The sequence below is a fragment of the Mesobacillus sp. genome (genome assembly GCF_047739415.1).
In the GTDB taxonomy this organism is placed as follows: Bacteria; Bacillota; Bacilli; order Bacillales; family Cytobacillaceae; genus Mesobacillus.
The window spans coordinates 1-18,854 of record NZ_JBIQOE010000256.1; the positions used below are offsets into that span (position 1 = coordinate 1).

General features: G+C 40.7%; 23 protein-coding genes. 3 read left to right on the forward strand and 20 right to left on the reverse strand.

Features of this window, described 5'->3' with window-relative positions; all coding sequences use genetic code 11:
- Positions 1–594 (reverse strand): SDR family NAD(P)-dependent oxidoreductase (locus ACH0QE_RS19910; RefSeq protein ID WP_415802210.1); only part of this gene is annotated, 594 nt, incomplete at its 3' end.
- Positions 595–765: 171 nt separating this feature from the next.
- On the opposite strand from ACH0QE_RS19910, the gene ACH0QE_RS19915 reads away from it, so the two are divergent.
- A complete protein-coding gene (locus ACH0QE_RS19915; RefSeq protein WP_415802211.1) occupies positions 766–1,239 on the forward strand; it encodes an Hsp20/alpha crystallin family protein in 474 nt (157 codons plus the stop codon).
- 46 nt (positions 1,240–1,285) lie between these two features.
- Here the strand turns inward: ACH0QE_RS19915 and ACH0QE_RS19920 are convergent, their stop codons facing one another.
- From ACH0QE_RS19920 to ACH0QE_RS19970, 11 genes are all read right to left on the reverse strand, one after another.
- Positions 1,286–2,014 (reverse strand): CAP domain-containing protein, encoded by a 729-nt coding sequence (locus tag ACH0QE_RS19920; RefSeq protein ID WP_415802212.1) that lies wholly within the window; start codon positions 2,012–2,014, stop codon positions 1,286–1,288.
- 482 nt (positions 2,015–2,496) lie between these two features.
- Positions 2,497–2,904, reverse strand: a complete 408-nt coding sequence (locus tag ACH0QE_RS19925; protein ID WP_415802213.1) for a FixH family protein — start codon at positions 2,902–2,904, stop codon at positions 2,497–2,499.
- Positions 2,905–2,980: 76 nt separating this feature from the next.
- Positions 2,981–4,384: a sensor histidine kinase gene (locus tag ACH0QE_RS19930; protein WP_415802215.1), complete on the reverse strand. Its 1,404-nt coding sequence runs from the start codon at positions 4,382–4,384 to the stop codon at positions 2,981–2,983.
- A complete protein-coding gene (locus ACH0QE_RS19935; RefSeq protein ID WP_415802216.1) occupies positions 4,381–5,061 on the reverse strand; it encodes a response regulator transcription factor in 681 nt (226 codons plus the stop codon). The genes ACH0QE_RS19930 and ACH0QE_RS19935 overlap by 4 nt, the downstream gene beginning before the upstream one ends.
- A gap of 4 nt (positions 5,062–5,065) precedes the next feature.
- Positions 5,066–6,031 carry a YncE family protein gene (locus ACH0QE_RS19940; protein ID WP_415802218.1) on the reverse strand — a complete coding sequence of 322 codons (966 nt, stop codon included), beginning with the start codon at positions 6,029–6,031 and terminating at the stop codon, positions 5,066–5,068.
- Positions 6,032–6,187: 156 nt separating this feature from the next.
- The gene (locus tag ACH0QE_RS19945) at positions 6,188–6,472 is read right to left on the reverse strand and encodes a hypothetical protein (protein ID WP_415802219.1); all 285 of its coding nucleotides are present in this window, start codon (positions 6,470–6,472) and stop codon (positions 6,188–6,190) included.
- 477 nt (positions 6,473–6,949) lie between these two features.
- Positions 6,950–7,243, reverse strand: coding sequence for a rhodanese-like domain-containing protein (locus ACH0QE_RS19950; protein ID WP_415802220.1), 294 nt, complete (start codon positions 7,241–7,243; stop codon positions 6,950–6,952).
- A gap of 20 nt (positions 7,244–7,263) precedes the next feature.
- Positions 7,264–7,629 (reverse strand): rhodanese-like domain-containing protein, encoded by a 366-nt coding sequence (locus tag ACH0QE_RS19955; RefSeq protein WP_415802221.1) that lies wholly within the window; start codon positions 7,627–7,629, stop codon positions 7,264–7,266.
- Positions 7,630–7,753: 124 nt separating this feature from the next.
- The gene (locus ACH0QE_RS19960) at positions 7,754–8,017 is read right to left on the reverse strand and encodes a metal-sensitive transcriptional regulator (RefSeq protein WP_023627704.1); all 264 of its coding nucleotides are present in this window, start codon (positions 8,015–8,017) and stop codon (positions 7,754–7,756) included.
- Between the two features lie 11 nt (positions 8,018–8,028).
- Complete coding sequence (locus tag ACH0QE_RS19965) at positions 8,029–8,355, reverse strand: sulfurtransferase (protein ID WP_415802223.1); 327 nt, start codon at positions 8,353–8,355, stop codon at positions 8,029–8,031.
- Positions 8,356–8,573: 218 nt separating this feature from the next.
- Positions 8,574–8,858 carry a hypothetical protein gene (locus ACH0QE_RS19970; RefSeq protein WP_415802224.1) on the reverse strand — a complete coding sequence of 95 codons (285 nt, stop codon included), beginning with the start codon at positions 8,856–8,858 and terminating at the stop codon, positions 8,574–8,576.
- Between the two features lie 110 nt (positions 8,859–8,968).
- Here ACH0QE_RS19970 and ACH0QE_RS19975 point away from each other — a divergent pair, with 110 nt between their 5' ends.
- Complete coding sequence (locus ACH0QE_RS19975) at positions 8,969–9,208, forward strand: DNA alkylation repair protein (RefSeq protein ID WP_415802225.1); 240 nt, start codon at positions 8,969–8,971, stop codon at positions 9,206–9,208.
- 57 nt (positions 9,209–9,265) lie between these two features.
- On the opposite strand, the gene ACH0QE_RS19980 is transcribed toward ACH0QE_RS19975, so the two are convergent.
- The 8 genes from ACH0QE_RS19980 to deoD form a co-directional block, all read right to left on the reverse strand.
- A complete protein-coding gene (locus ACH0QE_RS19980) occupies positions 9,266–10,102 on the reverse strand; it encodes a hypothetical protein (protein ID WP_415802226.1) in 837 nt (278 codons plus the stop codon).
- 163 nt (positions 10,103–10,265) lie between these two features.
- Positions 10,266–10,463, reverse strand: a complete 198-nt coding sequence (locus tag ACH0QE_RS19985; protein ID WP_415802227.1) for a hypothetical protein — start codon at positions 10,461–10,463, stop codon at positions 10,266–10,268.
- A gap of 46 nt (positions 10,464–10,509) precedes the next feature.
- Complete coding sequence (locus ACH0QE_RS19990; protein WP_415802228.1) at positions 10,510–11,424, reverse strand: CobW family GTP-binding protein; 915 nt, start codon at positions 11,422–11,424, stop codon at positions 10,510–10,512.
- Positions 11,425–11,488: 64 nt separating this feature from the next.
- Complete coding sequence (locus ACH0QE_RS19995; RefSeq protein WP_415802231.1) at positions 11,489–12,976, reverse strand: S41 family peptidase; 1,488 nt, start codon at positions 12,974–12,976, stop codon at positions 11,489–11,491.
- 193 nt (positions 12,977–13,169) lie between these two features.
- The gene (gene copZ / locus ACH0QE_RS20000) at positions 13,170–13,376 is read right to left on the reverse strand and encodes a copper chaperone CopZ (protein WP_102263227.1); all 207 of its coding nucleotides are present in this window, start codon (positions 13,374–13,376) and stop codon (positions 13,170–13,172) included.
- A 27-nt stretch (positions 13,377–13,403) separates the two neighbouring features.
- Entirely contained in the window at positions 13,404–15,800 is a 2,397-nt protein-coding gene (locus tag ACH0QE_RS20005) for a heavy metal translocating P-type ATPase (protein WP_415802229.1), read from the reverse strand.
- Between the two features lie 212 nt (positions 15,801–16,012).
- A complete protein-coding gene (locus tag ACH0QE_RS20010) occupies positions 16,013–16,861 on the reverse strand; it encodes a D-alanyl-D-alanine carboxypeptidase family protein (RefSeq protein ID WP_415802230.1) in 849 nt (282 codons plus the stop codon).
- A gap of 523 nt (positions 16,862–17,384) precedes the next feature.
- A complete protein-coding gene (gene deoD / locus ACH0QE_RS20015) occupies positions 17,385–18,089 on the reverse strand; it encodes a purine-nucleoside phosphorylase (RefSeq protein WP_144479849.1) in 705 nt (234 codons plus the stop codon).
- Positions 18,090–18,273: 184 nt separating this feature from the next.
- Here deoD and ACH0QE_RS20020 point away from each other — a divergent pair, with 184 nt between their 5' ends.
- The gene (locus tag ACH0QE_RS20020) at positions 18,274–18,405 is read left to right on the forward strand and encodes a hypothetical protein (protein WP_023627692.1); all 132 of its coding nucleotides are present in this window, start codon (positions 18,274–18,276) and stop codon (positions 18,403–18,405) included.
- The last annotated feature ends 449 nt before the right edge of the window (positions 18,406–18,854 follow it).

Below are 18,854 nucleotides of genomic sequence, written 5' to 3' on the forward strand. Positions count from 1 at the left end.
TCTTTCTTTCCATTCACCTGTGATGTCACCAGGGCAGACCATATTGGCGGTGATCCCGTTTTCTGCCTCTTCCAGCGCAAGTGTCTTTGTCAATGAAGCCAGTCCTGACTTAGCCGCCGCAAAAGCAGACCTGTAAATCCACCCAGGAGCCGACTCTACCCTGTCGAAACCAACTGTAATGATCCTCCCCCACTTTCTTTTCCTCATAGAAGGTATCAGCAAATTTGATAAATAGAAAACGGCGTTTAAATTGCCATTAATTAAGTAAGTCCATTCATGTATCTGATAGTCGGCCATTTTCTTTCTTTCGGAAATATATGGTCCAGCATTATGAACGACTATATCAATCGCAGTGAATTCCTTCAAAGCCTGCGAAACAATTTTTTCACAATCCTCATAATTTGTTATATCTCCCTGAACACAAATATTTTTTGTGTTGAACACTTCCGAAAGTTCCGCCGCAAGCTGTTCAGCCTCTATTTTGCTGTTCCGATAATTGATAATTACGTTTATACCTTCGGCAGCAAGCTGCAGTGCTGTTCGTCTTCCTAAACCGGTGGCACCTCCGGTAATCAAAGCCGTTTTATTTTCCACAACCTGTACCCCTCATCCTCATTAGATTACTTATCACTATACTAAAAAGAAGCAAGCTGTTTTGCAACTTTTAGCCTTCATATATTGGGAACAATTTGACTTTAACAGCTGGGCCGATGCCTGCATATAATATCCATATCGAAGATGGTCTGCTTGAAAGGCGGGATATAATTGTTTCCATGGAATCTATTGCCGTTCGACCGAAATACACAGAAGAAGTTTTTGGAAATGAAACCAGATGAAATCGAAAATTATGTCCAGCAAATGATGGGCAAAATGCTTCAGCCAAATATGCAAGGAATGTTAAAACCTGAAGAATGGCTCAAAGGGATGCAGCAGCAACACTCGCCTGATCCGGCCAAACCGACTACCGGATTAGGTGCGGAAATGTTTGAAACTCATGATTTTGTTTTTGTAAGGGTACCACTAAAAGAAGAAGCCTTACTTAAACAAATGAAGCTTTTTTATACTTCTAACCAGGTAGTCATTGAACATATTCCTGATATGTCTGATAAACACACATTAGTATTGCCAGCAACCGTTAAGCGGAAGGGTGCGGCAGCAAACTACAAGGATGGAGTACTTGAATTAAGGCTTCATAAAATCGTGGATATGCAATACGCTGAAATCGACATATCAAATTGATTGCATCTAAAAAAGAACAGCCTAGTGGCTGCTCTTTTTATGTTTATTATTTTCCAATGAACATTTGTGTCCAATAGTTGCCTGTTGCTACATGGCCTACACCAATGTGTGTATAGCTTGAGTTTAAGATATTTGCACGGTGGCCTGAACTATTCATCCATGCTTTCACTACTTCCTCTGGTGTACGCTGGCCCATAGCAATATTTTCACCTGCTGAACGGTATGAGATTCCAAACTTTTTCATCATATCAAAAGGTGAACCGTAAGTTGGGCTAGTGTGGCTGAAATAGCCTTTGCTTTGCATATCGCGGGATTTTCCCCTCGCTACTTTGCTTAGTTCAGTGTCAAGTGCAAGTGGTTTTAAACCATTCTTTGCTCTCTCCTGGTTTGTCAACTCTACTACTTTTTGCTCATAGGCACTAACTGCTGAAGAAACTGGTGCTGCAGCAGGTTCTTGAGCAGTTGCTTTGGCTGGCTCCTGAACTGGTGCTGGAGCTGGTGTTGGGGCTTTTACAGGTTCTTGTACAGGTGTTGGTGCTGTTTTTTCAACAGGCTTCTGTAAATTAGTGTTAGCTGGCTGTGCTTGTTTCCATGAAAATTGATAGTTCTTAAAATACTTTTGTAAAATAGAATTGATTTGTTCATTATTCAAGTTTCCACTTTGATAATTATAAACTTTTGTCTGTATAGTAGACGCATCTGCTTTATCCATACCTGGATTTGCTGCGAATAAGGCAGCTGCAGCAAAAGCTGTAAGGATCATTTTCTTCTTCATTCCCGAATTCCTCCCGAAATTTAGTTTGTCTCTCTCTTGCAAACTAATCATATCACGGGTTATTTGTAATAAACCTGGATTAAAAAGGAAATACTATTATTATATGAATAATATTCTTGTTTAATATTTCTTATTGAGCTTGAATGTCAGAGATTGAAAGACTTTCAAAGATATTTTTCATACTAAGGTTGGATGCTAGTTTTTTCCTTTTTACATTTTCCACACCAGTTTAACCAAAAAGAGGAACAATAAAGATATTGACAGCCTTTAAGTTTTACTACCTACATGACATTTTTTTCGTTAATATGACAATCATTAATGTATATTACAACACGATAGAGTGCTAACCTAAGTCCTGCATCAATTAGCATGAGGCATTGGTGGCATGAAAAAAAGCGGCAATCGCCGCTTTCCCTTTAATGTCCACTCTCTTCATCAGTCTTTGTATCATGATCTTCCATATCATTCATTTCAGTGGATGTTCAATTTGCCTCTGGCTCGCTTGGACTGCCGATCACAAATTCAATCTTTGGCATATTGTGCATGCTGCGTGCTGTAACATGAGCAATGATATAGTAGGTCCCTTCTTCCCCAAAAGATTTTTTCAAGCGATAAATCCCGTTTTCGTCATGTTCTACCACTATCTTTTCATGTTCTTCTGCTTGAGAACGCCAGATTTCGAATTTCACTTCGTCCGCATCCTTAACTTCTTCTGTTCCATAAGTAACTTTAGCCTCGAAAGTAACTTCTTCATTTAATTGAGCTTTTTCAGGATTTGCTGTAAGCTCAACTTCCAAAAATTGCGGTTCTTCTTCTATTTCCTGCTGTGCACAAGCTGTCACTAACAAACCTAACAAGACTGCCATTAATATAACCAACAATCGTTTCATTCAATTTACCCCTTAAATAATTTTGTGTTATCGTTGATTCAAAATTCGTTACGAAAATTAACTTTGTTATCAATATCTATAATTCCACTGCCGGAAAATATAGGCTGATGGTCGTTCCTTTTCCTAACTCACTTGCTATTTCCATTTTACCATCATGTAGCTTAATTAATTTATCAACAATTGCCAGACCAAGTCCAGTACCACCGTCTGCCCTTGATCTCGCCTTATTCACTCTATAAAAACGTTCAGTCAGCTTGTTGATATCCTCCTCTGGTATTCCTGTTCCAGTATCTGCAATTTCAACTTTACAGCCATACGTGTGCTTGGAAAGCATGATTGAAATGCTGCCGCCACTTTCAGTATAGCGTATCGAATTGTCGATTATGTTCTGGAAGATCTGTTCGAGTCTCCCTTCATCTCCATAAATGATGATATCCGGATCAAGATCGAGTGTTAGGCTGATATTTTTTTCTTTTAAGGCTGGACCATACTTGATTATAAAATCCTCCATGAGCTGTGCTAACGGAAAAGGATTTTTTATTAATCGGTATTCATCTGCGTCCAGTCTCGATAAATCAAGTAAATCCTCAACAAGCTTAACCATCCTGCCAGATTCCCTGTTAATAAGCTTTAAATATTTATTCTTTTCATCCGTCTCTTTTATCATACCAGTTTCCAAAGCTTCGCTATAACCTTTAATATAGCTGATCGGAGTCCTGAGTTCATGAGAAACATCGGCGAGGAATTCCCTCTTTTTCTCATCCTCTTTCTGTACAGACTCTGACATATGGTTAAAGGCTTTTGCAAGCTGGCCAATTTCGTCGTCTGATTTAATTATTACCCGTGCTGAATAATCTCCTCCAGATACTCTTTCGGCTGCCTCCTTCATGGCAGCAAGTGGCCTCGTTAGCCTGTGAAGCATTTTAAAGCCCAGGAAAGCAGCAATTACTATGAATAATACCCCGCCAATCAACCATAAAAAAGAAAAATCAACGGTTAATTCTGATATTTTAGCGAGGGGAACATATAAGTAAATAATTCCTTCAAGCCGGTTATTATCAAGGAGCGGAATTGCCACAGCGAGAATCTTTCTGCCGAACCTCTCTTCAAAACCTGATTTCATGACCGGTTCACCTTTCAAAAGCAGATCACGCTCTTCCTTTCCTATTAATGTCTCATAATCAATAGAATATGGGAGGCAGGCACTTAACTCTTTGGGGTTACTGACAAGAAAAACCTCGGATTCCGATTTTTCATTATACCATTCAACCCGCTGCTTCATTTCATCGGTCAATGGGCCGCCTGTATAGTCGCTGGCAAGACGGTTCCCTTCTTCTATCAAGGATTCTTCAACAATATCGACATATAACTTTTCATAAAAAAGATAGGATAAAAAGAAGGAGTACAATACGGTCACCAGGATTGTCGCAGTAACCGTCAGCCAAAGTTTTTTAAACAGGCTGTCAGAAAAAGAAATCATGTTGCTGGCACCTCAAATTTATACCCTACACCCCAGATTGTTTGAATGTAGTCTCCTATCCCCAGCTTCATCCTCAGCGTCTTGATGTGGGTGTCAACTGTTCTCAGGCTGCCATGGTAATCCATGCCCCACACAAATTCAAGAAGCTGCTCCCTGCTAAGGGCCTGACCCTGGTGCTGAACGAGAAAAACGAGCAACTCAAACTCCTTAAGAGTAAGAGGGATAATTTCTCCTTCCACACTGACCCTTCTGCCCTTTTTATCAATATTGATCTTTCCTAGGGTCACTGTATCTTCCTCATTCTTGACAAAAGATGTCCTTCTTAACAAAGCATTGATTCTGGCTACAAGTTCACCCGGACTGAAAGGCTTGACTATATAATCGTCCCCTCCAAGCTGAAGCCCTCTCACCTTATCCCATTCTTCACCTTTAGCAGATAAAAAGATGATCGGCACTTGCGAAAAGGTACGTATCTTTCCACAAACAGCAAAGCCATCTTCAAAAGGCATCATAATATCAAGGATTACTAGGTCAAACTCTTGTTCATGAAGTTTTCTCAACCCTTCAACTCCATCAGCAGCATGGGCACATTTAAACCCGGAATTCTCCAGATACATTTGAACAAGGTTGCGCATATCCTCTTCGTCATCTATGATCAAAACATTTATGGGATTCATACTATTATCTCTCCCTCGTTACTATTTGAAATGGCCCGTTTCCAACTTCAAGCGTTTTTTCGATAGTTAGGCTTTCTGGGTCAATTATATAAACTTCATTACTGTCGTACCCAGCAACAATAAGCTTATCTGCAAAAAAATCAATTTCGAACGGATTCGCACCTACCTTTAAAGAACCCTGCTTTGTTCCGTCCTCTGCCAATTTATAGAGCATATTCGAACCATGGCTCAGGACGAATATATCATCTTCATCCTTGGTGAAATTCACAGGCATGACAGGAGCAGAAATCTCTTTTATCAAAGTGCCATTATTAAGATCGTAAATGTGTATCCGCTCTTCAACTTCAGTTCCTTTACCATGTCCGCCAATCCACAGCTCATCTTTTTCACTGGACATTAACGCACCGGCTGCAGCTGGGTGAATCTCAAACCCAGGAAGCCGCTCTTTATTTTTCAAATCCACTATGCTTAGCATTTCTTGACTATAACTGATTGCATAAAGTTTTTTCTCGGCCTCAAGAAGTGTCAACGGCTCTTTTTCTACTTTGACTTCATCCACTTCTGTCCCATCTATATCAAAAAATCTCACACTGTCTCTTTCCTGGTCAGCAAAGGCTATTTCGGTTCCATCTCCGACTAATAATGCGTTCACTATTCCCTCTCCAGTTTTCCAGGATTCAATCTTCTTCCCTTTGCTTAATGAATATAAGTCTGCGGTATCCACAGCCTTTCCATAAAGCAATATTGTATCCTTGTCAGGCAGGATCAGACCTCCGATGTACGGGCGATCTACATTCCAGTCTGGTAATTTCTCATCCTTTTCCATGTCATAGAATGAAATTGTCATTTCCTTGATATTTATCGTAGATATAATTGAAGAATCTTTTGGTATAGGCTCAAAAGATTCAAATGAACAGGCAGATAACAAAACAGTGAAAGTCGTTGCGGCGATTATATAAATCCACTTCATAATTTACTCCTTTTCTCTCACAAGTATCTCATAATATTATATCTCTGATTTGTGATAATTCTATGAAATCCACCTAGAGGGGGTATTTTTATTAGTTATCTCGGTTAAAGAAAAAACTTGCCGCCATTTGACGACAAGAAATAAAGTATGTAAATCTTATTTTAATATTATTGCCTTTTTAACGGCTATTTCTTTCAATTCTTCAGCAAGTACTTCTAGTTCCCATGGACTGTCTGATTCGATAAGGAGCTCCTTAGATTTCAGGTTGATTTTGAAATAAGAATCATGGAAACCCCCAATGAACTCAATTTGCCCCTGGGATACTATGCAACGATGGTCATGATCCTCAATCCAGCATCCCTTAACCAACAATTCATGGATAACTTCGACATGAACATTTTCTCTAACAAGTTCCAACTCCACGCGGCTTAAACCAGACATCAGAATTCCTCCTTGTTACTAATTGTCGAAATATTCTTTTCATTAATAGTGTACGAATTTATTTATGAACAAGCAAGCATATTTCGACATTTACTGGTAAAAACCTTCAGGACATAACGAGGCCACGGTATAATACAACCAAAATGAATGAACAAAAAGCGCAAACGCCTCGTTCAGCCTCGACAAGCGCTGCCCGCCTTATAACGCCACGTCCTCCCAAAAGCTACCGCTTGCGGTCGTGCGATGAATCGCTTCGTAGCTTTCCTTATCCTTTGGCTGGCGGGTCTAGCACATCGTTTACCTTGGAGGGCCGACCAGTGAAGTCTTTTTTTGACTTCATTGGAAGGTCCGAAGCGACTCGAGGGGCTAGGCGCTGAAGCTGGATTAAGAAAACCCATTTAGTTATCCAGATCGCAATTATTTTATAATTTCCTAGGTAACAAAAAAAGAGACGGCGGTCGCCATCTCTAATTGGGTTTATTCAGTTGACCCTTGCCAAGTCATCATGCCGCCCTGCATGTTGATTACATTATAGCCATAGTACTCAAGGAATTGAGTGGCTCTAGAGCTGCGACCGCCTGAGCGGCAGACCATAACGTAAGTTTTGTTCTTGTCCAATTCATTCATCCTGAACTCCAAAAGTCCTAATGGAATATGGATTGCCCCCGGAATTTTACCTTGTGCTACTTCACTTACTTCACGAACATCCACAACTTCGAATTCATTTGATCCTAATCCGTTTTGTACTTCTGTTGGTGTCATCTGGCGCATTTCAATTTCCCCCTTTATAATTACCAGGCGCTCATGCCGCCCTTTACATTAGTAACATTATTAAATCCTGCTTTTTTCAATAACTTGCTTGCCTGGCTGCTGCGCATGCCGCTCTGGCAAATGACCACTACATCTTTGTCCTGAGAAAGTTCTCCTGTACGGTTAGCAAGCTGTTGAAGCGGGATATTCTTGAATCCTTTGATGTGATTTCCTTTATATTCTCCTGAAGTTCTTACATCAACGTATTGCACCCCAGCTTTCTTTGTTTTCATCATTTCACCTAGTTGTGCTGTCGTAATATGATTTATTCCCTTAGTTGGAGCGAAACGGCTCCATAAGAAAGCTACAGCAAGAACGACAATTAATACATTAATTACTACATCCATCCGTATGCACCTCTTTATCATTTTAGTTATTCATGATCTTGCAGGGGATGGAATCACACCATCCTGTATACCAATACGGGTATTTTAAGTAACAAAAAACACCTTGTCAAGAATAGAAATCAAATTATTTTCTGCTCTTGACAAGTAATTCTACAGCATCATTTACAGCCTGTGACGTTTCTCTGCCTTCTTGTAAATCGTTAATCAGGCATTGTTCAAGATTTTTGCTGACAACCAAAGCAATAGTACGGTCAACTGCAGAACGGATAGCAGATAATTGGGTGACGACCGACTTGCATTCTTCCTGTTCTTCAAGCAGCCGGATGCTACCCCTAACCTGTCCTTCGATTCGCTTCAAACGATTGACAATTTCCTTATTGTACTCCACCTTGCCACCTCCTATTGTGATGGACCAGTAATGGTATATCCTTTAACATTGTAACCATATTTCTTGAGCAATCTTGCACCAAAGTTCTTTTCTAATTCATTGGAGGCAATGATGACAATATGCCTGTTCGGAATTTCTTTAATATATCGCTTCAAATATCCGCAAGGAATATTAATTGCGCCATTTACTGGATTTTTCGCAGAATCCTGATAATCTCTAAGATCGACAAATACTGCATCCTTTTCATAATCCTTTACCGCTGGAAGATTTCTTACTGGAACATAGGGGTTGAAAACTAAAGTGACCAAAAGGAGACTGATGATTAAACTTGTGAGCAACTACTCTTCACCTCTTGTATATATCTTGTTCATTACTGAACTTATAATATAAATATTATACCATTAGGGGTATAAAATCAATAGTTAAAGATGATATTTTTGAGATTCTATTAACAGACAAAAAAGAAGCAAGGGCCCCTTCCTTCTTTATTAATTCTATATCATTTTTTCATCTCACACACCAATATATAAATGCCAATTAAGCGGTGGTGTGATATTTACTTCCCTTCTTCATCCTTGATTGCTTCAACCAGTTTCACATGCAACTGTATCAACAAGATTTTACTTTCACTTGTTAGGGATGTTTCTAAAATTCGTTTTGTGGCAAGATAGTATTTTTCCATCAATGTCCTTCTTGCTCTCGGATGGGAATTTTCATCCTTCAGATCTCTTTTTATAGCTTCTCTAAGAATCTCCTCTGGTGACTGGTCGGATTGCAGTCTTCGATTGTTCCATATAGTCCTGTAATCCTCAAGTATCTTTTCATAATCCATTGCTAGCATCCTTATTCCTCCTGCAGATATTTAACTAGGTCAAACCCTCACTAGTATATTTACATATTTTAAACAGACAATGCAAAAAATAAGTTAAATAACTTTAAAGGAGAATAACTATGAGCAAACCATATCGATGCCCTAACTGTAAAACTAACAGGACAAGATTCAATATGATTTCCCAAGTACCGCAGCCTGTAAAATTAAATCCTCAATCAGGTGAAATAGTGGAGCAGTACTCAAACGACCAGCTTGATCCTTTTCATCTTCCATACAAGGGTCCTGAACTGAAAATCCAGTGCGCAGCCTGCGGATTGGTTGAGGATGAAAAAACCTTTGCAAAGTTTGGTGAAAGTTAAGGATCAATAGGTTCGGTATTCACAACATACAAAAAGCTTGAGATTTCTCAAGCTTTTTTATTTGCTTAACTTTATTCCGTTTTCCTCAAATAAATTTACTGAATCCACTCTCCATTGTTCATTAGGCATGAATCTCACCAGTATGACTTCGCCGTTGAAATTCCTGCCTCCGACCCCTTTAAGCTGCAAATTAAGCTCAACAGGAACGGTAAGGGTCAACTGATCTCCCACATCCTCGGCTGGCAGAACTTCCATCCGGGAAATCCTGATATTCTCAATTTTGGGCAGCAACGTTTCCCACTCAAGGTCTTGTAGTGAAATCAAAGAAACGATGTAACGGTCCTGCTGTTTTATCCCGGCGATATAAGCGTTGACCAAATCGTATGGGTCCGTTTGTTCCAGGTATTTTTCGAGCTTTCCTGCTGACTTCAGGATCATAAGTTTATGGGATAGGTCCATGAAGTTCGTCCTGTGGGTCGTGCTCCCATAAAAATGGATGCAAAAATGGCCAGGAAAGTTATTTTTCAATGCTCCGCCGCCATGTGGCATTCCATGCATTGAAGCTGCAATTTTCCCATCTTCCGAGATAACGATAATCGCTCTGCGCTTCCAGCTCCACTTCCCTTTATAAATCTTCTTCATAATTGCTGTATCTTTTGTTGTTAACGGCTGGACATCCGCATGGTTGCTTCCTGCTCTCCTTTGAACTCGGAATTTCATGCCTGTTTCAAGATCGACAACTGTGAACTTGCTATACCTGGGCAAAATTTCATTAACCTTTTCCCACTGTATCATTTTAATCTGGTCCGATTTTGGAGTTTTCCCGGCTTCAATGTTATTTCCAGTTATGGCAAGGAGAACAATTGTCATGATAATAACTTTAATGGGTTTCATTTAAATCATCTCTTTTTCACTCGGCTTTAATCTTGCTTTTCATTTTAATTCCAACTGAGCAGAATTATGCTTCATGAAAGTTTTTGCTTTTTTGCTTGTTACTATGCAGACGTGACGTGCTCAGTTTTAACCAAACAAAAAACCCAGCAGAGCTGGGCAAAAGTTAATCATTTTCATGGTTTTCTACATATTCCCTTGCTTTATCGATCGCGATAGGGATTGCCTTTCCATCTTCATAATGTTCTTCCTGAACAAGAGCGTTAGCTATCTCAATAGCTTTCTCACGTACATCAGTGTCAAGGTTCTTCATTGAAGCAGGATAATCATTCTTTGTCCAAGGCATTTTCTTCATCCTTTCCATCAAAGATTCCCCTTTTTCACCCCATGTCCAGTAATCGAAAACAGACTTACTTTTCCAGTTCCTTCAGCTGCTGTTCAAGCTGGCTCCAGTCAGTTACCTGGCCGATGAAAACGAGATTGAGCGGCATTTTCATATATTCTTTCATATATAATGGCATCCCATACGAATACTGGAATAGGTCCGGATATTGAGAATGGTCAAATAATACATACCCTTTTATCCGATATATGGAATCCGGCAGTGACCTTAAAAAATCTTCAAAATCTTTCTGGCTGACAGCACCTTGGAATTGATGCACAAACGTGCTTAATCTCAGATCAGCCTGAACATGCGCCCCCGCACTTTTAGCTTTTCCGGTATATGCCAATCCCTCCAGCAGTTTAATGGGAACTTTCGAATAAGTGCTCAAAATACATTTAGCTTGAGTATTTAGACCTTGAATGTCCATGCTGATTTTTGCCTGCTCTGATTCATTGAGCAAATCTGATTTATTGACGATGATAAGGTCAGCATGCTTCACTTGCTCAAGCAATAGCTGATGGACATGGGGGTCTAATGACTGTCTATTGAGCCACTGCTGGCCATCTACAGTCGTAATGATTCCTTTGATCGCAAGCTTATCTGCAAACAACGGAGAAAGGACAGCATCCAAAACTTCTACAGGATGAGCTGCACCAGTCGTCTCTATGTAAATGGCATCAAGGTCGTGATCAAATAACAATCCTTGAAGCTGGGATTCGAGTTTGTCCTGGATTGTACAGCAAATGCACCCTCCCAACAGCTCTTTTAAAGGAATATCTGTGTCAACGGCATCTGAATCAATCGATACTCTGCCTAGCTCATTCATCATAACTGCAATGTTCCGTCCGCTATTTTTTTCATGCAGTAAAATTTGCTTAAGTAATGTTGTTTTGCCTGTGCCAAGGAAACCGGACAAAATATAAACCTCTGCTTTTTTCATGTTCTCATCACCTTATTTTTTCTATGTAATATGGAAAATCTCCAGCAAAAGCTGGAGATTCTTTTTATTTATTCATTTCCTGCTTTAACACTTCTATTGCTTTCTGAACTTGTGGATCGTCATTCTTGATCTGCTCGCGCAGAGCATTCATTAATTCGATAGTTGAGCTACCTTTAAGGATACCTGTTTCTTCAAGCTCTTTTGATTTTTGGAATGCGATGACAGCTTCCTCTGTCTTTTCATCATAGAAACCATCCTCACGGCCTGGTTCAAACCCTAGAGCTTTCAGCATCTTTTGTGCAGCCTTAACTTGTTCAGAAGCTGTGGATACCTTCAATTCAGTTTCTGGATCGATAAATGGTAAGGATGCATATTCGGGCATTGGTACCTCGTGGTCCGGCTTAATGCCTTTCTTATGAATCCAATTGCCTTTAGGCGTCAACCATTTTTCTGTCGTGAATTTCATATTCGATCCGTCTGAAAAATCCTCTGCTCTCTGGACTGTGCCTTTTCCGAATGACTTTTCGCCAACAAGAGGAACTCCAGCTGACTCGCTGACTGCTCCTGCAAGGATTTCGGATGCACTTGCACTCCCCTTATCAATGATGACAACTAAAGGAAGGCTTTGATTATTTTTGTTCTCTGATGCATACTTCTCTACATTGCCTTCACGGTCTTCAACCTGGAAGAGGATTTCCCCCTCAGGTACAAAGAGACTGGATATTTTAATTGCTTGATCCAGCAGTCCGCCAGGATTTTGACGAAGATCCAGTACCAGGCCTTTCATTCCTTGTTTCTGGAGATCATTCAAAATATTTACTAATTCGTTTGCAGTGTTTTGTGAGAAGTTCGTAATCTGGACTTTGGCAATTCCGTCGTCCAGCATTTCACCATATACCGTTTCAATTGGAATAGTATCTCGGGTAATGGTGACGTCAACCGGTTTTTCTCCACCCTGGCGAAGGATTGACAGTTTTACGTCCGTACCCTTTTCTCCTCTAATAAGTGCCACTGCTTCAGTCGTACTCATGCCTTGAAGGCTTTTTCCATCCACTGACATGATTTTATCCTCTGGTTGAAGGCCTGCTTTTTCCGCAGGAGAACCCTTCAATGGAGTGACAATAAAAATGAAACCATCTCTCTCCTGAATCTCTGCTCCAATTCCCTCAAATGAAGATGACAGACTCTGATGGAAATTCTTTGCGTCTTCCTGACTCATATAATCCGAATATGGATCGTCCAATGATTCAAGCATTCCATCTATCGCACCATTTATTAGCTTTTCCTGATCAACTTCCTGGAAATAGTCATTTTTCAAGGTATCATATGCGTCATATAGCTTTGCAAATTCTTCTCTTTCTCTAATTACCTGCACTGCTGGCTTGTCTTCGCCGAAAGCAAGCGCAAAGGTAGTGATTCCTGCTGTTAAAAAGACTAGAAAAAACAACAGCATTGCAAAGTGGAACTTTTTTATCCGAAGAAAACTATTCTTGGCCTCTGCATCTCCAGCCTTTTCTTGACCCTTTAACTCTTCTTTGTTTTCTTCATTCATATTTTGCTGATCCAACCCTTTTCACCACTTTCCAATCAAGCTTAAAATCCTTAATGATTAGGATAACATTTTTACTGTGAAATTAACAGAAAAATAGGTAACGGCCAAGAAACTAGAATCCAAAGACCTTAGTGCTGGGCAATTCTCTATGTAATTAAAAAAGCAGCGGTCAGAAAACCGCTGCTTTCCATTACTATTCTACATCGTAGCCTTGATCCTCTACTGCTTCCTTCATTTTGCTTACTTCTGCTTTTGAAGCATCATATTCTACTTCAGCTTTTCCTTCTGAAAGGGAAACGACGACGCTAGCCACTCCGTCTACTCCCATCAAAGCGTTTTTAACTGCCTTTTCGCAGTGTCCACAAGTCATACCTGATACATTTAGAGTTGTTTTTTCCATTTAATATCTTCCTCTCTTTTCTAAAATTTATAACTTAATCCGCTTCAAACGAAGGGAATTAGTCACTACAGAAACTGAACTGAATGCCATTGCGGCACCTGCCACCCATGGAGCCAGGAGACCCATTGCCGCAATCGGGATGCCCGCTGAGTTGTATGCGAGAGCCCAGAACAAGTTTTGGCGGATATTTTGCATTGTTTTTTTACTTAATGAGATTGCTTTAGGAATCAGGGTTAATTCCCCTCCTAGAATGGTGACGTCAGCAGCCTCAATGGCAACATCCGTTCCAGTTCCGATGGCAATCCCAATGTCAGCAAGCGCAAGTGCAGGTGCGTCATTGATGCCGTCACCGACCATCGCGACTTTCTTGCCTTTTAACTGAAGTTCTTTTACATGGTTCGCTTTTTCTTCAGGAAGAACTTCTGCTATTACGTTGTCTACACCAACCTGGGCTGCAATTGCTTTAGCAGTGCGCGTATTGTCACCAGTAAGCATATACACTTCAATACCCATGGATTTGAGCTCTTCAATCGCGGTTTTTGCTGTTTCCTTGACTGTATCGGCAACTGCAACAATCCCGCTTACTTTATTGTTGATCGCGATCATCATCGCAGTCTTGCCCTCGGTCTCAAGTCGCTCAAGCCTTTCTTCATATCGAGCGAATTCGATACCCTCTTTGCCCATCAGCTTTCTGGTTCCGACAAATACTTTCTCACCACTGATGGTTGCTTCGATTCCGTGGCCAGGTATTGCAGCGAACTCATCCATAGGTAATACCCCTATATTTTTTGCGTTGCCGTATTCCACAATGGCTTCAGCAAGAGGATGCTCAGATGCTTTTTCAGCAGACACCAAATATTTAAGGACCTTTTCCTCTTCACCGAAAATTTCAAGGTCGGTTACGCTTGGCTTTCCTTTAGTAATTGTTCCCGTTTTATCTAGAACAATAGCATTGATTTTGTGAGTAGCTTCTAAGTGCTCTCCACCCTTAAAAAGAATCCCATTTTCTGCGCCTTTTCCTGTTCCGACCATGATGGATGTTGGGGTTGCGAGACCAAGTGCGCAAGGGCAGGCAATAACAAGCACGGCAATGGCTGTTTCAAGAGCTGACGCAAAGTCACCAGGTGTGATTATAAAGTACCAGACAAGGAATGTAACGATTGCGATTGCGACAACAATCGGTACGAAAATTCCAGAAATCTGATCTGCCACACGCTGGATTGGCGCCTTGCTTCCTTGAGCGTCCTCAACCACTTTAATAATTCCGGCAAGGGCGGTATCTTTGCCAACCTTCGTCGCGGTCATCGTCATAGTGCCATTCTTATTGATGGTAGCACCGATCAAAGAATCGCCAGCTGCTTTTTCAACAGGAATTGATTCACCTGTGATCATCGCTTCATCTACAGCGGATTGGCCGGATATGACCTTGCCATCGACCGGAATCTTCTCTCCTGGTTTAACGATGATGGTATCATTTACTCTTACTTCCTCAATCGGGATTTTGAATTCCTCGCCATCCCTGATGACAGTCGCCTCTTTAGCCTGCAGGCTTAGAAGCTTGGAGATTGCTTCAGTTGTGCGTCCTTTAGCAAGAGCTTCAAACAATTTCCCAACAAGGATCAAAGTAATCAGGACAGCACTTGTTTCAAAATATAAATGCGGCATATAATCCGGATTTCCAATTGTTTTAATAGCCTCTGCCAGACTATAGAAATACGCAGCCGATGTACCAAGAGCCACCAGAACATCCATATTCGCACTCTTGTTCTTAAGCGACTTATAGGCACCCACATAAAATTGCCCGCCAATCCAGAATTGGACCGGAGTTGCCAATAATAGCTGGAACCACGGATTCATCAACAAATGTGGCATCGGCAGTCCAGTGTCCCAGGGAGCGTGGCCTATCATTGTATATAGAAGCGGAAGTGATAAAAGGATGGATATAAATAACTTCCGTTTCTTTGCATTGATTTCTTCTTCTTTTTGCTGAGCCTTTGCTTCCCGCTGCACTTTTTCCTTTGCATCATAGCCCAGATCCTGGATTTTCGAAATGATTTTATCGGCTGACAGGACAGCGCTATTAAACTCTACAGAAGCAGACTCGGTCGCAAGGTTAACGGTTGCTGAAACCATTCCGTCCATTTTATTAAGGACTTTTTCAATCCTAGTTGAACAAGCTGCACACGTCATACCGAAAACATCCAAATCCATCTTTTCGTTTCTGACCCCGTACCCCAGATCGTTGATTTTATTGAATATATCGTCAGGTTTAATTTTTTCTGATTCATATGTGACTGAGGCATTTTCCATCGCAAGGTTCACGGTTGCTTCGACGCCTTCGATTTTATTAAGGACCTTCTCTATCCTTGTAGAACAGGAGGCACAAGTCATACCTGTTATATCGACAGTCATTTGCTCTTTCATCAATTACACCCCGTTTCAATCGGAAAATTTTAATATTCTCTATAACAATTACTATACCCCTGTATAGTATATTTAGCAACCAAAAAGTTTGTGTTTTTTTTATTTTACCCTTAATTGTGAATACAACAGTTAAAAATGTCACATTTATTGCTTACTGCTATATGCGTACTAAAATTTTAAAAAAAGCCTGGCATCTGACAGCCAGGCTTCTCCTATATTTTCTTCACTTTTTCAAAGTACTCTTCCAGGGTCCAATCGTTTTCATAAATTTCAATTGCTGCCCTGATCCCCACATACCTAAAATGCCATGGTTCATACATATAGCCGGTTATATCTTCTTTACCTCTGGGGTATCTGAGGATAAACCCGTATTTATGGGCATTGTGGGCAAGCCACACCCCTTCTTTCGTTGAGCCGAGCTGTTCATTGAGATTAAAATTGTTAGTTTTACTTGAGATGTCCATTGTCAATCCCGTTTGATGTTCACTGCTTCCAGGTCTGGCAACGGCCTGAAGTGCTTTTTCTTCGCCAACTTTGTTCACTTCAGCATTAAAAAGGGTTTCTTGGCGTCCATATGATCGGTATCCAGAAACAGCAGCGAGTTCAATTCCGTCAGACTTCGCTCCGGCAAACATCTCTACCAATGCATTCGCAGCCTCTTTCCTCATCAGGCTCTTTTCAAGTTTCGCATCTCCAAAAGAGAATGGAACATTCGGTCGAACTAAATCTGCCGGTATATAGTTTTCCGGCAACCCGAATATTTTGTTAACGAGTGACATCGTGTTTTGCGGATTCTGGATGACATTCTTCCCATCTGAATTTTGAACGACATTGAAATAGGCGGCTTCTAGTGTTAATTCATCTTCTGCTGGCTTGTCCTCTATAGGAGGGTTGTTTTCTGTGTTTTGTTTGGGTTCATTAACTTCAGCTGGCTGGTCATCCTGATCATCTTGTCCAACTAATTTATCTCCCAAATAAGGAATTTCTTGAAGATACGGCTCAACCTGTGCGCATCCTGTCAATAAAATCGGCAATGCGATTATCAGTAATATTTTTTTCATTATGTCCACCAATCTTCAACATTTTAAAGCAATAACACCATTCTAACATTTTCCGGCAAACTTTCGAATGGCCTTTTTTCCCATTATCTCCTTTATTCATTATGCCTGCTTCAGGGACTGTGCAAACTCCTTCATGCGGTGAAAAAGTTAGAATTCCCTTAGATTTATATGAATTCTGTCTTCAACCGACACTTGTTAGATCTACAAAAGACATTTTGAATTCAATTGTCATTTGAAATGTACATTAAACAAGGTTTATTAGACATTTTAAATTCAACTGTCATTCGAAATGTCCATTAAACAAGGTTTATTAGCCATTTTGAACTCAACTGCCATTTGAAATGTCCATTAAACAAGATTTATTAGACATTTTGAACTCAACTGTCATTTGAAATGTCCATTAAACAAGGTTTATTAGACATTTTGGCTTCAACAGGTCTCAGAAATGTCTAATTAAGTCAGTTCTTAAGAAAATTGCCCATAAGAAGACCCTTTCCATAGGGGAAAGGGTTTTCCTCAATTGTTATTCTTTTATAGCAGCTTCGAGTGCCACTTCAATCATATCGTTGAATGTAGTTTGGCGCTCTTCTGAAGTAGTTTCTTCTCCAGTCAGGATATGGTCGCTGACTGTAAGGATTGAAAGGGCTTTACGATCATATTTAGCAGCCAGGGTGTAAAGGGCTGTTGTTTCCATTTCAACAGCAAGAATCTGGTACTGTGCCCACTTTTCCAACTCGGCGTTATCATTGTAGAACTGGTCAGCAGTGAATACGTTACCGACTTTAAGGTTCAACCCTTTTTCAAGGCCTGTGTTGTAGGCTTTGTACAATAAATCGAAGTTTGCTGTTGGTGCAAAGTCTACTCCGCCGAATGTAAGGCGGTTCATTTGTGAATCAGTCGAAGAGCTCATAGCCAGGATAACGTCTCGTACCTTAACGTCCTTTTGGATTGCTCCACAAGTACCAACACGAATCAGGTTTTGGACATTATAGCTATTCATCAATTCATTAATATAAATTGAAATAGACGGAACTCCCATGCCTGTACCTTGTACAGAAACTCTTTTACCTTTATATGTCCCTGTGTAGCCAAACATATTTCTGACTTCATTATATAACTTTGCATCCTCAAGGAATGTTTCTGCAATGTATTTTGCTCTTAATGGATCCCCTGGAAGTAATACCGTCTCTGCAATTTCATTTTCTTTAGCACCAATATGTACACTCATTCAATAATCCTCCATCCTATAGGTTGCTACTTCAAAACTATACCACAATATAGTTAAGCAGGAAAATCTTCAGTTTCATGACAATTTTGTAAAAGGGTAAGCTAAAAATAGCTTTACCACAGCTGAAACAAAAAATTCCATTGTACCAATTGTACAATAATTTGGAAATGAAGGAGAATGAACAATGGGTAAAAAACACCGCAACCGAATCAACTCGCCAAAGAAAAACAATCATATTCCTCCAGAAGCAATTGTTGCTGAACAGGAAGCTCACGGCAAAGAATTTTCAGCTACCGGAAGAAAGAAAAGAGGATAAAGAACAAAAAAGCGAAAGCGCCTCGTCAGCTCCGACAAGCGCTGCCCGCCTTAAAGCACCACGTCCTCCCAAAAGCTACCGCTTTCGGTCGTGCGATGAATCGCTTCGAAGCTTTCGTTATCCTGTGGCTGGCGGGTCTAGTACATCGTGTGCCTCGAAGGGCCGACCGGTGAAGTCGTTCTTTGACTCATTGGGCGGACCGAAATCGAAAAGTATAGCCGACTGCCCAGAAACGCAGAAACTGGAGAATCCGACAAAGAAGCGCTTTTTGCTTCTGCCGGCGGAGTTGAAGTTTCGGAGTCTCTAGGAGGCGACACTAGACAATTCGAAAAGCGGAGGCGACTGCTCAACTCCGACAAGCGCTGGAGGGCCTGACAGTGAAGTCGTTCTTTGACTTCATTGGCAGGACCGAAGCGTCTCGAGGAGTTAGGAGCCGCAGCTAGACAAGT